This is a genomic window from Streptomyces sp. NPDC097981 (assembly GCF_040302565.1).
GTDB lineage: Bacteria > Actinomycetota > Actinomycetes > Streptomycetales > Streptomycetaceae > Streptomyces.
In genome coordinates this window covers 68,071-81,084 of sequence record NZ_JBEORW010000004.1, presented here as the reverse complement: position 1 = coordinate 81,084, position 13,014 = coordinate 68,071, and the positions used below count along the sequence as shown (strand labels likewise).

The following is a 13,014-nucleotide window of genomic DNA, read 5'->3' as shown; positions in this document are numbered from 1 at the left end:
GGCTACGGCCCGGCCCGCCGCAGGGTCGCCGGGACCGGGCAGGTGGGCTGCAGGGTGAGACCGGGGAAAACCGGGACCGGGGCGGGGCCCGTGTCCAGGTGGAAGCGCTGGGCCAGGACCGCCAGGACCAGGACCGCCTCCACCAGGGCGAACCGGGCGCCCAGACAGGCCCGAGGCCCCCCGCCGAAGGGGAACCAGGCGTGTTCCGGCACCGGATGCGGGGCGTCCGCGTCCCAGCGCTCCGGGCGGAAGGCCTCCGGGTCCGGGAACCACCGCGCGTCCCGGTGCACCGACCACGGGCTGGTCCACACCCCCGTGCCCGGAGGTACCGGCCGCCCGCCGATCACCGCGCCCTCCCCGGCCACCGCCGAGATCAGCCAGACCGGCGGATACAGCCGCAGCGACTCCTTGACCACCTGCCGGGTCCAGGTCAGCCGCGCGTGGTCGTCGTACGTCGGCAGCCGTCCGCCGAGGACCCGCTCCAGCTCCTCGTCCAGCCGGGCCCTCGCCCCGGGGGCGCCCGACAGCAGCTGCCAGGCCCAGGTCAGGGTGGTGGAGGTGGTCTCGTGGCCGCCGATGTAGAGCGTGATGGACTCGTCCCGCAGCTCCGTGCGGGACAGCGGGCCGCCGTGCTCGTCGCGGGCCGCGAGCAGCCGGCCCAGCAGGTCGTCCCGCCCAGCCCCGCCGGCCGAGGCCTCCTCGTGCTCCCGTATGACGTGCTCGATCTCCCGGTCGAGGACCGCCACCGCCGCGCGCATCCGGCGCCGCCCGGGTGTCTGCACCCACGCCGGCAGGAACAGCGTCAGCCCGCGGAACTCGGCACCCAGTTCCCGCTGGGCCGCGGCCATGGCCGCGCTGATGGGGGCTTCCCGGCCGGCGGCGTCGCCGCCGAACAGGGTGCGCACCGCGATCCGCTGGGTGAGGCCGGCCATCTCCCGGTGCACCTCGATCCGCGCGCCTTCCGCCCATGCGCCGGCCAGCGCGTCGGCGCACTCCACCATCGTGGCGGCGTACGAGCGCACCTGACGCGGCCGGACGGCAGGCTGTACCAGCGCCCGCTTGCGCCGCCAGTCCTCGCCCGTGGCGACGACGACCCCGTTGCCGAGCAACTGCCGGAAGGCCCAGCCCAGTTCCTGCGGCGCGAAGGTGGTCTCGACCGCACCGAGCAACTCGGCGGCGTGCTCGGGCCGGGACACCAGCACGTTGCGCTTCGGCCCGAGCGCCCACGGCACCCAGTCGCCGTACTCGTCGCGCAGGGACTCGAAGAAGGCCAGCGGATCACGGGCGAACGCGGGCAGGTTCCCGAGGAGGGGCCACCGGCGCGGTCCGCGCTCGGCGCCCCGGGGCGGCAGGGTGGCGGTCACGCCCGCATGGTGACAGCGCCCCGCCCAGCCCGCCAGAGCCCTGCGCCACTCATCCGCCGAGGCCGTTCTGCCGGTCGTGTACCTGCCCCGGCCGTCCTGTCAGGGTTTGCGGGCCGCCCGTCCCACGGACTCGACCAGCGGCAGCAGCCGGTGCGCGACCCGCTCGCGCAGCGCCACCTCGGTACGCGTGCGGACCACGCCGGGCAGCCGGATCAGCCGCTGGATCACGTCCTCCAGGTGCGCGTTGTCCCGGGCCGCCACCCGGGTCAGCAGATCCCCGCCGCCGGTGATCGAAAAGGCCTCGATGATCTCGGGTACGGCGGCCAGCGCCTCGCCGATCTCGTCCAGGTGTCCCTGCGTGACCTCGATGTGCACGAAGGCCAGCACGGGATGCCCGAGCGCGGCGGGGGAGAGCACGGGACCGGTGCCGGTGATCACCCCGGTGCGTTCCAGCCGGTCCAGCCGGGCCTGAAGGGTGCCGCGCGCCACGCCGAGGAGCCGGGCGTACTCGCGGACGCTGGTGCGTGGCTGCTCGATCAGCAGGCGCAGAATCCGGGTGTCGAGTTCGTCCACCGCCATGTCGCGACTGTACCAACGGCCCGGCGGGGTGCCCCGTCGTCGTCGTGCATCCGCAGGCGCCGGTCTGCGGGAATCCCTTACGGGGGCGCCGACTGCGGACGCGCGACGAGGACGACGAGGAGCGGAGACAGCGATGACGGCCACCACCGGTCTGCACTGCCTGGTCACCGGGGCCACCGGATACATCGGCGGCCGCCTGGTGCCCGAACTGCTCGGTGCCGGACACCGCGTCCGGTGTCTGGCCCGGTCCCCGGAGAAGCTGCGCGACCACCCCTGGGCCGGGCGCGCCCCGGCGGTCCGCGGCGACGTCACCGACGCGGGGTCCGTCGCGGCGGCCCTGCGCGGCATCGACGTCGCCTACTACCTCGTCCACGCGCTCGGCGCGGGCCCCGGATTCGAGGACCGCGACCGCGCCGCCGCCCGTATCTTCGCCGAGCAGGCCCGTGCGGCCGGCGTCCGCCGCATCGTCTACCTCGGCGGGCTCACCCCGGCCGGGATCCCGGTCCGCGACCTGTCCCCCCACCTGCGGTCCCGGGCGGAGGTCGGCGAGATCCTCCTCGCCTCGGGGGTGCCGGCCACCGTCCTGCGCGCCGCCGTCATCATCGGCTCGGGCTCGGCGTCCTTCGAGATGCTGCGCTACCTGACCGAACGGCTGCCGGTCATGGTCACGCCCGGCTGGGTCGGCACCCGTGTGCAGCCCGTCGCCGTCCGCGACGTCCTGCGCTACCTCGTCGGCAGCGCCGCCATGCCGCCCGAGGTCAGCCGCGCCTTCGACATCGGCGGCCCCGACGTGGTCACGTACGAGGAGATGATGCGCCGTTACGCCGTCGTGGCGCAGCTGCCCCCGCGGTTCATCCTCCGTGTCCCGATGCTGACTCCGCGGCTGTCCAGCCACTGGATCGGCCTGGTCACCCCGGTGCCGCGGGCCCTGGCCCGGCCGCTCGCCGAATCCCTGCGCCACGAGGTGGTGTGCGCGGAACACGACATCGCGCGGTACGTCCCCGATCCGCCCGGCGCCCCCATCGGCCTCGACCGGGCCGTGTCCCTGGCCCTCCAGCGGGTGCGCGAGGCGAAGGTGACCACGCGCTGGTCCTCGGCCGGGATCCCGGGCGCCCCCAGTGATCCGCTGCCGACCGACCCCGACTGGGCGGGCGGCAGCCTCTACACCGACCGGCGGGAGCTGGCGGTAGACGCCTCTCCCGCCGCGCTGTGGCGGGTGGTGGAGGGCATCGGCGGGGAGAACGGCTGGTACTCGTTCCCGCTGGCCTGGGCCGTACGGGGTTGGCTGGACCGGCTCGTCGGCGGGGTCGGGATCAGGCGCGGCCGGCGCGATGCGGCCCGGCTGCGGGTGGGGGACTCGCTGGACTTCTGGCGGGTGGAGGAGATCGAACCGGGCCGGCTGCTGCGCCTGCGCGCCGAAATGCGCCTGCCGGGCCTGGCCTGGCTGGAGATGCACGCCGACCCGGCCGCGGCCTCCGGCCGCGGTGCCCGGTACCGGCAGCGGGCCCTGTTCCATCCGCACGGGCTGCTCGGCCACCTCTACTGGTGGAGCGTGTCGCCCCTCCACGCCTTCGTCTTCGGCGGCATGGCCCGCAACATCGCCCGCGCCGCGCGCCGCCTGGACGACGAAGCCGCCACATCCGTCTCCGCATCCGCATCCGCATCCGCATCCGTACGGCCCGGATCGCCCGAAACACCGGGTGGCGACCGTCCCCCCGGCCCCGATGCGGAGCGAGAGAAGCCATGAACGTCGCGGTGGTGCTGTACACCTCCGACCTGCGCGTGCACGACCACCCGCCGCTGCGTGCAGCCCTCTCCTCCTGCGACCGGGTGGTGCCGCTCTTCGTCCGTGACCGCGCCGTCGACGCGGCCGGATTCGCCGCGCCCAACCGGCTCGCCTTCCTCGCCGACTGCCTGGCCGGCCTCCACGACGCACTGCGCGAGCGGGGCGGCCGCCTCGTGCTGCGCTCCGGCGACACCGTCGCCGAGGTCTGCGCCCTCGTCCGGGAGTGCGACGCCGACGAGGTCCACATGGCAGCCGGGGTAAGCGGCTACGCCCACGCCCGCGAGGAAGGGCTGCGCACCGCCCTCGAAGCCGAGGGCCGGCGGCTCTACGTGCACGGGGCGGTGGTCACGGCCGTCGACCCGGGGGCCGTGCTGCCCGCCGGCTCCGACCACTTCGCCGTCTTCACCCCGTACTTCCGCCGCTGGACCGAACTGCCGCCCCGCGCCGTCGCCGCCGCCCCGCGCACCGTCCGCGTGCCCGACGGCATCGGCTCCGACCCGCTGCCCCGGCGCCGGTCCGTCACCGGTGTCTCCCCGGGCCTCGCTCCCGGCGGCGAACGCGAGGCCCGCGAGCTCCTTAGGCGCTGGCTGCGCGCGGGCCTGTCCCGCTACGAGGACTCCCACGACGACCTGGCGGGCGACGCCACCTCCAGGCTCTCCCCGCACCTGCACTTCGGCACCCTCTCGCCCGCCGAGGCCGTCCACCGTGCCCGCGCCGCCGGCGGCCCCGGCGCCGAGGCCTTCGTCCGGCAGATCTGCTGGCGCGACTTCCACCACCAGGTGCTCGCCGCCCGGCCCGAGACCGCCGTGCGGGACTACCGCGACCGCGGGGACCGCTGGCGCACGGGCGCGGCCGCCGAGGAGGAAACCGAGGCCTGGAAGGAGGGCCGCACCGGATACCCGGTGGTCGACGCGGCCATGCGCCAGCTCCGCCACGAGGGCTGGATGCACAACCGGGGCCGGCTGCTCACCGCCAGCTTCCTCACCAAGACCCTGTACGTGGACTGGCGGACCGGGGCCCGGCACTTCCTGGACCTCCTCGTGGACGGGGACCTCGCCAACAACCAGCTCAACTGGCAGTGGGTGGCCGGGACGGGCACCGACACCCGGCCCAACCGGGTCCTCAACCCGGTCCGGCAGGGCCTGCGCCACGATCCGGCGGGCCGCTACGTGCACCGCTGGGTGCCCGAGCTCGCCGGGCTCGACGCCCCGCAGGTGCACGAGCCCTGGCGGCTGCCCGCCGCGGAGCGGGCCCGGTACGCCTACCCGGACCGGATCGTGGAACTCGCCGACGGGCTGGACCGGTTCCGGCGGGGACGGGGAGCCGGGTGAGCGCCCTGCCCGGCTCCGGAGCCGTATCGTGAGCGGGTGGACCGCGTGCCCCAGACACCACCGCAGGACCTGCCCGCCGCCGCGCTGAGCACCGGTGCGGTCGCCCGCCGCCTCGGGGTCTCACCTACCACGCTGCGCTCCTGGGAGCGCCGGTACGCGATCGGCCCCGCCCGCCGCGAGGCCGGCCGGCACCGCCGCTGGACCCCGCCGGACATCGCCCGGCTGGAGCTGATGTGCCGGCTCACCGCCGACGGGGTGCCGCCGGCCGAAGCGGCCCGCGCCGCACTCGCCGACGCCCCCGCCGCGCCCCCCGCCGAGGCCGTGGCGCCCGCACCGCCGCCGACCCCTGGCGGGCCGAGCGCCCTCCCGCTCGGGGCGGTCCGCCCGGAGTGCCGGGGGCTCTCGCGGGCCGCCGTACGCCTGGACGCGCCGACCGTGGCGGAGCTGCTGGAGGCGGCCCTGGCCGAGCACGGCCTGGTCACCGCCTGGGAGCAGGTCATTGCACCGACCCTGCACGCCGTGGGCCGCAAATGGGCCTCCGCCGGGGAGCGTTACGTGGAGGTCGAACACCTGCTGTCCTGGCAGATCTCCGCGGCGCTGCACCGGATCCGGCCGGCGCCCGAGTCACCCCGCAGTCCGCCCGTGCTCCTGGCCTGCGTGCCCGGCGAGCAGCACAGCCTGCCCATCGAGGCCCTGACCGCGGCCCTCGGCCAACGGAGCCTGCCCGCACGGATGTTCGGTGCGGCCCTGCCCGCCGAAGCCCTGCACGACGCCGTGCGGCGTACCGGCCCGCGGGCCGTCGTCCTGTGGGCGCAGTCCCGTGCGACCGCCGATCCGGCCCTGGCCCGGTCGGTGGCCGCCATCGAGTGGGGCCTGCGGGGCGCCCGCGCCCACGCGGCGCTGCTGCTCGCCGGCCCCGGCTGGAGCGCGGGCGCGCCGGCCCCGCGCACCGAGCGGCTGCACGGGCTGCGCTCGGGCCTCGCGGTCATCGAGTCGCTGGCGCTGCCGCGGGCAGCGACCGGCGCAGCTGGTGCAGAGCCCTCCGCATATGGCTTTTGACGGTGCCCAGCGGCAGCCCGGTGCGGTCAGCGATCTGTGTCTGCGTCAGGTCCGCGTAGAAGGCGAGGCGCAGCACCCGCTGCTGTTCGGACGGCAGCCTGGCCAGCTCCCCGAGGACCAGTACCCGGTCCAGGACCTGCTCCCACTCCTGGCGCGGCCGGCTTCCGGGGCGGTCGGCCGCACCGGGGGCGACGCGGGCGGCGGCCGCGGCCGCCCGGGCCCGCCGGGTTCGCGCCTCCAGGGCGTCGGCCACCTTGTGACGGGTGATGCCGGTGATCCAGGCGCCGAGGCCGCCGGGCCCGGGCCGGTAGCGGCGCCGGCCGTGCCAGGCGGCGAGGAAGACCTGCTGGGTGACGTCCTCGGCTTCCCGGTCGTCGCCCAGGCGCCGGTGGGCGAGGGAGTGGACCAGCGGCCGCCAGCGCCGGTAGACCGCCTCCATGCAGCGCTCGTCGCCCGCCGCGAAACCGGCCGCGAGTCCTGTTGCGACATCGGCCGGGAGACCGGCCGGATGGTCCGTCGAGCGTCCCGGCACGACGCACTCCGTGCGTTCTTTTCCGTCCATGGTCCGAGCCTCACGAGTACCAGCCGGGCGGGCCACTCGCAGCGTTTTCGCATCGAATCTCCCCGGCGGCGCGCCGGCAGCCCGGTGCGTCAGACCGTGTGCAGCCCGGGCTGGGGCAGATACGCCAGTCCCGTCGCCAGCACCATCCCGGCCGCAGGCACCAGCAGCCAGTTCACCGGCCAGCCGGCCCCCACGAGCAGCGCACCCGCCAGCCCGCCGGTGAACATCGCGAGGATGGCCGCGGCCCGCCGCACCCAGGCCGCCGTCCCGTATCCGAAGGCGCTGTCCCGGCCCAGGGCCGACCCGCCGAGGACGAAGGCCATGGAGCGGGTGACCAGGGTGGTCGGCACCCCCGGCACGTTCACCCGCATGCTGGTGACGTTGCGCATTCCCATCGCGCAGGCCAGGAGTGCCGCCACCGCCATGTGCCGCGCGGTCGGATCTCCGAAACGCGGTGTCACGCCCCACCCGGCGCCCGCCGCGACCAGGATCAGCCCCGCTTCGAGCGCCAGACCGATCACGAACCAGCGCCGTCCGCGCGCCTCCGAGGCGGCTTCGAGCCGGGCTCCGCACACCGCACCGAGGGCGAAGGCGGCCAGCGACACCGCGGGCGACAGGGTGGGGAGGTGTCCCTGTCCGGCGGCCCCGAATGCCAGGAACAGCACGTTTCCGGTCTGCATCGCCGTGAACACGGGGCCCAGCGCGAGCAGACTGACCGCCTCGATCATTCCGGTCACGGCGGTCAGTACGACCATCAGCGCGGTCAGCGGCGGCCGCAGCGGGTGTGCGCCCACCGCTCAGGCCGATTCCGCGGGCCGGCCCGTGCCCGCCACGACCCGCCAGGTGTTCACGTCCATGACGCCCGACGGTGACATGCCGCCCCCGGTCCTCCGCGCCGACATGCCGGAGGGCTTATGGTCCGAAGAATGAGCGACCTGCTGCTGGTGAGGCATGGCGAGACGGCGTGGAGTGCCACGGGGCGGCACACCGGGCGGACCGACGTGCCGCTGAGCGCCGCCGGTGTCGAGGAGGCCGTCTCACTGGCCCCGTACTTCCGCGACCGGCGCTTCGCCCTGGTGCTGACCAGCCCGCTGCACCGGGCCGTGGCCACGGCTCAGCTCGCCGGACTGAGCGGCGCCGTCTGCGACCCCGACCTGTGCGAATGGGACTACGGAGGCTACGAGGGCGTCACCACGGCCGAGATCCAGCAGGGCAGACCGCACTGGTCCCTGTGGACCGACGGCGTCCCACCCGGCGATGCGGAGCACCCCGGCGAGAGCGCCGCCCAGGTGGGCGCCCGCGCGGACCGCGCCCTGGCCAAGGCGGCCGCGGTCCTCGCCGAGGACCGCGGAGACGTCGTGCTCGTCGCCCACGGCCACTTCCTGCGCGTCCTCACCGCCCGCTACCTGGGGCTGCCCCCGCCGCACGGTCGGCTGTTCCTGCTGCGCACCGGCACGGTCAGCATCCTGTCCACCGAGCACGGCCTTCCGGTGATCGCGGGCTGGAACACCCACCCCTGATCCGCCACGCCGAGAGACCCGCCGGATCCCGTGCGACTCTGAAACCGTGCGAGCCCTTGGGGAACTCCGTACGGGTACCGGCGCGCTGCCGGCGGCCGCGCGCCGGGCCGTCCGGACCACGCTGGCCTCCTGCACCGGCTTCTACGTGTTCCTGTACGGGTTCGACCGGCCCGTCAGCGCGGTCTACGCCCTCTTCGCCGCCGTCTCCCTGGCCGGACTCTCCCGGATCCCGGGCACCGGACGGCAGCGGGCCGCGGTCATGGCGAGGCTGCTCCCCGTGGCCGTCGTCCTGGTGACCCTGGGCACCTTCCTCGCCGTACGGACCTGGAGCGCCGTGGCCGGCATGGCGGTCATCGGGTTCTGCGTGGCCTTCTCGGCGGCGGCCGGGCCCCGTCCGGCCGGAGCCGCGGCCGGGCTCCAGCTCATGTACATCCTGCCGAGCTTCCCGCCGTACGCCCCGCACACCCTCGACGAGCGGCTGGCCGGCACCGTGACCGGCCTGATCCTGCTGATCGCGGCCGAGGCGCTGGTGCTGCCCGACCACCGGCCGCCCACGTACGCGCAGCGGGCCGCGGATGCCGCGGCCGAGGCGGCCCGGTGCGCCGCCGCGCTGGAGCGGCCGTCCCACCTGCTCGCCGCCGCGGAGTCCGACCGGGCCCTGGCAACCGCCGGGGGGCTGCGGGCCTCCATGGTGCCCGAGGCGGAACGGCCCGCCGGGCCCGGTCTGCGGGAGCGGGCGCTGGCCCACACCGGGCTGGCCGCGCGCACCCTGCTCGCCCGGCTCCGGGACCTGCCCGCACCGCCGGCCGGGCGGTGGCCGAGACAGGCCGGACTCGATCTCCTGGGCGCGGTCCGGGAGTCTGCGGCCGGGACCGCCGTGCTGCTGCGCAGCCGGCAGACCCCTGCGGCGGACTCCGCGGAGCTGCGCCGCCTGCGCGCCCGCAACGCCGCCGCCCCGGCCGCCGCGCCGGAGTCCCGCCGCAGACAGGCCGCCCTGCTGGAGGTGGCGGACGCCGCGCTGGTGCTGCGCACCGCAGCCGACCTCGCCGTCCGTGGGCAGGTGGCGGCCGGGGACGTCGAGCCCCCGGCCGCGTTCTGGTACGCCGGGCACAACTCGGCCGTGCTGTGGTGGCACCGGATCGTCGCGCACACCGGACCGCGATCCGTGCACTTCCAGAACGCCGTACGGATCGCGCTGGCCCTCGCCGTGGCCCGTACCGTGGCGGGCGTCGGGTCGCTCCCGCACGGCTTCTGGGCGATGCTCGCCGTCCTCAGCCTCACCCGGACCACCGCCGTGCAGACCCGGGCCACGGTGCGCAGCGCACTGATCGGCACCAGCCTGGGCGCTCTCGCCGCGGGCACGGTCCTCGCGCTGGCCGGCGGGACGGGCGTCGTATACATGATCGCCCTGCCGCTGCTGATGCTGGCCGCCTTCACCATCGGTCCGGTGCGCGGGGCCGGATGGGCGCAGGCGCTGTTCACACTCGTCGTTGCCGTCGCGTTCGCCCAGCTGTCCGCCGTGACCTGGCGGCTCGCCGGGGTCCGCTTCATGGACGTGCTCATCGGCAGCGCGATCGGCCTGGTCTGCGGTCTGCTGGCCTGGCCGCGCGGAGCCCATGACGAACTGGGGCGGGCCGTGGCCGGGCTGCTGCGCGCCGCCGCCGACGACGTCGAGGCGACCACCGCCGCAGTCGTCGCGCCCCGTGGACTGCCGCGGCCCCCGGGGCCCGACGCGCACCGGGTCCGGATCACGCTCACGATGGCCGAGTCGGCGTACGCCCAGTACCAGAGCGAGACGCAGCGGCCGGCCGGTCCGGGCCAGGACTGGCACGCCGCGGTGATGACCGGGCACCACGTGCTCTGGGGGGCCGGGCGCGTCCTGGACGCCAGGGACGGGACGCCCGCCGCGCGTGAGGCGGACGAGCTGCGCGCGTACGCGGCCCGCGTGGCGGCCAGGCTGCGGCAGGCGGCCGCGGGGGCCGACGCCCCGCGCGCGGCCGGCCCGATCGGGCGCCTGGGGCCGCCCGGGCCACCCGGTCCGGGCGGGACCCGGGTTCCGGCCGCCACCGGCGCCCCACGCCGGGCAGCACCCCCCGACGCCGGGTTCGCCTACTACACCGCGACGGCCTGGCTCGACGCGCTCACGGCGGACCTGGACCTCATCGAGTCGGGCCGCGTCGCCGCCGCGTCCCACGCCACGCGGTGAGGCCCCGGCACGGAGAGCCCCCGTTTCCCCTGCGCACGCCCGGGCAGAAGCCCCACGGCGTCCGGACCGGCCGGGCGGGCCGCAGGAGCACGACGTGAATCGAGGGGTGCCGATGAGTGGAGGCAAGTCCGCAGCGGAAGTGTTCGACGAGGTGGGCGCACGGTACGAGGACGTGTTCGGGCGAGTCCCCGGGCAGCTCGCCGCACTGGACTGGCTCACCGCCCGGCTCGCCCCCGGAGCCCGCGTGCTCGACGTCGGCAGCGGTACGGGCCGTCCGACGGCCGAGGCACTCGTGCGGGCGGGCTGCGCGGTGACCGGCATCGACGTCTCGGCGCACATGGTCGACCTCGCGCGGTCCCGGGTGCCGCAGGCCCGCTTCGAACAGGCCGACGTACGGAGGTACACGGCGGCGGAGGGCGCCTTCGACGCGGTGTGCGCCTTCTTCCCGCTGCTGGTGATGTCCCAGCAGGAGGTCGCGGCGGCACTGCAGCGGATGGCGTCGTGGGTGGCGCCCGGCGGGTATTTCGTGATGGCCACCGTGCCGGGCGACATCAGCGACCTCGACATCGTGTGGATGGGGCACGAGGTCACCGTCAGCAGCCTGTCCGCGGCCGAGCACCTGCGGCTGCTGGGCGAGGCCGGGCTGGAGGTGCTGGAGCACCACACGGCGCTGTTCCGGCCCGAGGCGGGCGCAGCCGGGCCTTCCGGGGCCGACGCCACCGCCGGACCCGTCCCGTCCGTCGAACCCGAGGAGCACTTCTTCTGCTACGCCCGCCGGGTCTGAGCCCGGATCCGCCGCCGACCGGCCGCTCCCGCGAGCGCTGGTCCGTTGGCTGCCGCGTGGCCGATCCGCGCCGATTGGAACTGGGCCATTGGCCCAGTGATGCGATGCCGTGTTGAGCCAGTGGGCCTTCGGATGTTTATCTGTGCGGTATCCATGTACTTTCGGCGCCGCGCAGCGCCGGGCGGCAACGAGGCCGGTCCGGAGCGCGGTGCCTTCGCCGTGTCCGCCTGCCGCCCACCACCCCCGGGCGGCCGCCGGGCCGGCGCGCACCATCTTGAGGGGGGCGGCACACCGCCGTGAAGAGGATGTTCGTGGCTCCGGATCCGGGGCGTCTGAGACTGAGGAACTCGCTGCGGGCCGCGCTCGGCGTCGGGCTCGCCGTCGCGGTCGCCGAGCTGTGCGGTCTCTCCCTCACCGCCTCCATCACCGGAGGACTGGCGGCCCTGCTCACCCTGTTCACCGTGCTCGACCCGACCGTCCGGGCCCAGCGCCTGACCAGCGCGCTGCTGCCCGTCTCCGGTTTCCCCGTCCTCGTGCTGGCCACCAGCCTGCACGGGATGCCGCTCGCCCGGGACGCCGCCTTCCTCGCCGTCGTGTTCACCGGGGTCTACGCCCGCCGCTGGGGGCCGCGCGGGCACGCCCTCGGGATCTTCGGCTTCATGATGTTCTTCGTCACGCAGTTCCTGCACGCCGTACCCGCCCAGCTGCCCGAGCTGTACGCCGCCGTCTCGCTGGCGCTGCTCTGCGCCGGAGCGGTCCGGTTCCTCCTGTGGCCCATCGAGCGGCGCACCCCGCCGCCCGCCGCGCCGCCCGGCCTGCCCGGCACCGGCCTGGCCCGGCCCACCACGCGCCAGGCCTTCCAGGCCACCGCCGCATGTGCCTTCGCGCTCGGCATCGGCCAGGCACTGTCGGACGACCGCTGGTACTGGGCCGTCGGCACCGCCTGGTGGATCTTCGTCAACACCGCGTCCCGGGGCGAGACCCTCGTCCGAGGGTTCCGCCGGGTCCTGGGCACCGTCGTCGGCATCGCCGCCGGGCTGCTGATCGCCGTACCGCTGCACGGCGCGCCCGCGCCCACGGCCGTACTGGTTGCCGTCTGCGTCTTCGGGATCTTCTACACCGCGGCGCCCTCGTACTCCTGGATGATGTTCTTCGTCACCGTCATGGCCGGGCTCCTCTACGGACTCCTCGGCGTTCTCCACCCCGGCCTGCTGCTCCTGCGCTTCCAGGAGACCGCCATCGGCGCGCTGGGCGCCGCCCTCGCCGTGGTGCTCGTCCTCCCGGTGACCACCCACGCCGCCAACGACGCCTGGATCCAGCGCGCCCTGCACTGCGTACGGGCCTCCACCGCGGCCTCCCTCGACCGCCTCGCAGGGGACCCCGACGCCGATCCCGCCCCCCACGCGGCCGAACTCGAACTGCTGCTGGGCCGCGTACGGATGGCGCTCGCGCCCCTCGTCCACCCGCTGAGCCCGCTGCGCGCCCGCAAGGCCCGGGCCCGACAGGTCCTCGGGCTGCTCGACGACTGCGCCCGCGAGGTGCGCGGGCTGGTGGCCGTCGCCGCCGACCCGCAGGCCTCGCACGACGCCCGGCTGGCCGCCGCGTGCTGGCGGGTGGAGGCCGCGGTGGAGGCGCTGACCGCCCCGTGGGAGACGGCGGAACTCGTCGTTCCCACCCCTCCGCGGCACGCCGCCGCGGAACCCGCCCTCGCGCACCTGCACGGCCTGGAGCACGCCCTCGTGGCCCTCCACGCCCCGCTGCGCACCGACCCGCGCTCTCCCCTCGTCATCAGCGCCTGATCCGGCCCGGAGGCGGGCTGCCCG

Annotated in this window: 11 protein-coding genes; 7 read left to right on the top strand and 4 right to left on the bottom strand. The window is 75.8% G+C overall.

Features of this window, described 5'->3' with window-relative positions:
* Positions 1-2: 2 nt before the first annotated feature.
* Together ABTY04_RS05230 and ABTY04_RS05225 are read right to left on the bottom strand one after the other, a co-directional pair.
* Positions 3-1,364, bottom strand: coding sequence for a cytochrome P450 (locus ABTY04_RS05230; protein ID WP_352211955.1), 1,362 nt, complete (start codon positions 1,362-1,364; stop codon positions 3-5).
* 99 nt (positions 1,365-1,463) lie between these two features.
* Positions 1,464-1,943 carry an Lrp/AsnC family transcriptional regulator gene (locus ABTY04_RS05225; RefSeq protein ID WP_352211954.1) on the bottom strand — a complete coding sequence of 160 codons (480 nt, stop codon included), beginning with the start codon at positions 1,941-1,943 and terminating at the stop codon, positions 1,464-1,466.
* A gap of 133 nt (positions 1,944-2,076) precedes the next feature.
* Here ABTY04_RS05225 and ABTY04_RS05220 point away from each other — a divergent pair, with 133 nt between their 5' ends.
* The 3 genes from ABTY04_RS05220 to ABTY04_RS05210 are packed head-to-tail and all read left to right on the top strand — an operon-like array spanning position 2,077 to position 6,119.
* Positions 2,077-3,690, top strand: a complete 1,614-nt coding sequence (locus ABTY04_RS05220) for an SDR family oxidoreductase (RefSeq protein ID WP_352211953.1) — start codon at positions 2,077-2,079, stop codon at positions 3,688-3,690.
* Positions 3,687-5,060 carry a cryptochrome/photolyase family protein gene (locus ABTY04_RS05215; RefSeq protein ID WP_352211952.1) on the top strand — a complete coding sequence of 458 codons (1,374 nt, stop codon included), beginning with the start codon at positions 3,687-3,689 and terminating at the stop codon, positions 5,058-5,060. The genes ABTY04_RS05220 and ABTY04_RS05215 overlap by 4 nt, the downstream gene beginning before the upstream one ends.
* A gap of 36 nt (positions 5,061-5,096) precedes the next feature.
* Complete coding sequence (locus tag ABTY04_RS05210; RefSeq protein ID WP_352211951.1) at positions 5,097-6,119, top strand: MerR family transcriptional regulator; 1,023 nt, start codon at positions 5,097-5,099, stop codon at positions 6,117-6,119.
* On the opposite strand, the gene ABTY04_RS05205 is transcribed toward ABTY04_RS05210, so the two are convergent.
* Both ABTY04_RS05205 and ABTY04_RS05200 read right to left on the bottom strand, forming a co-directional pair.
* Positions 6,046-6,681: an RNA polymerase sigma factor gene (locus tag ABTY04_RS05205; protein ID WP_352211950.1), complete on the bottom strand. Its 636-nt coding sequence runs from the start codon at positions 6,679-6,681 to the stop codon at positions 6,046-6,048. The genes ABTY04_RS05210 and ABTY04_RS05205 overlap by 74 nt on opposite strands.
* Before the next feature lie 89 nt (positions 6,682-6,770).
* Positions 6,771-7,475: a YoaK family protein gene (locus ABTY04_RS05200; RefSeq protein ID WP_352211949.1), complete on the bottom strand. Its 705-nt coding sequence runs from the start codon at positions 7,473-7,475 to the stop codon at positions 6,771-6,773.
* 132 nt (positions 7,476-7,607) lie between these two features.
* On the opposite strand from ABTY04_RS05200, the gene ABTY04_RS05195 reads away from it, so the two are divergent.
* The 4 genes from ABTY04_RS05195 to ABTY04_RS05180 all read left to right on the top strand — a co-directional run bounded on the left by ABTY04_RS05195 (position 7,608) and on the right by ABTY04_RS05180 (position 12,990).
* Positions 7,608-8,201 carry a histidine phosphatase family protein gene (locus tag ABTY04_RS05195; protein WP_352211948.1) on the top strand — a complete coding sequence of 198 codons (594 nt, stop codon included), beginning with the start codon at positions 7,608-7,610 and terminating at the stop codon, positions 8,199-8,201.
* Between the two features lie 46 nt (positions 8,202-8,247).
* Positions 8,248-10,407, top strand: a complete 2,160-nt coding sequence (locus ABTY04_RS05190; protein WP_352211947.1) for an FUSC family protein — start codon at positions 8,248-8,250, stop codon at positions 10,405-10,407.
* Positions 10,408-10,519: 112 nt separating this feature from the next.
* Complete coding sequence (locus ABTY04_RS05185) at positions 10,520-11,191, top strand: class I SAM-dependent methyltransferase (protein WP_352211946.1); 672 nt, start codon at positions 10,520-10,522, stop codon at positions 11,189-11,191.
* A gap of 305 nt (positions 11,192-11,496) precedes the next feature.
* Entirely contained in the window at positions 11,497-12,990 is a 1,494-nt protein-coding gene (locus tag ABTY04_RS05180; RefSeq protein ID WP_352212149.1) for an FUSC family protein, read from the top strand.
* The last annotated feature ends 24 nt before the right edge of the window (positions 12,991-13,014 follow it).

Excerpts from the sequence above, each read along its gene's own strand:
- ABTY04_RS05185 (WP_352211946.1), top strand. The coding sequence starts at position 10,520 with ATGAGTGGAGGCAAGTCCGCAGCGGAAGTGTTCGACGAGGTGGGCGCA.
- ABTY04_RS05195 (WP_352211948.1), top strand. The coding sequence starts at position 7,608 with ATGAGCGACCTGCTGCTGGTGAGGCATGGCGAGACGGCGTGGAGTGCC.
- ABTY04_RS05215 (WP_352211952.1), top strand. The coding sequence starts at position 3,687 with ATGAACGTCGCGGTGGTGCTGTACACCTCCGACCTGCGCGTGCACGAC.
- ABTY04_RS05225 (WP_352211954.1), bottom strand. The coding sequence starts at position 1,943 with ATGGCGGTGGACGAACTCGACACCCGGATTCTGCGCCTGCTGATCGAG.
- ABTY04_RS05180 (WP_352212149.1), top strand. The coding sequence starts at position 11,497 with ATGTTCGTGGCTCCGGATCCGGGGCGTCTGAGACTGAGGAACTCGCTG.
- ABTY04_RS05220 (WP_352211953.1), top strand. The coding sequence starts at position 2,077 with ATGACGGCCACCACCGGTCTGCACTGCCTGGTCACCGGGGCCACCGGA.
- ABTY04_RS05205 (WP_352211950.1), bottom strand. The coding sequence starts at position 6,681 with ATGGACGGAAAAGAACGCACGGAGTGCGTCGTGCCGGGACGCTCGACG.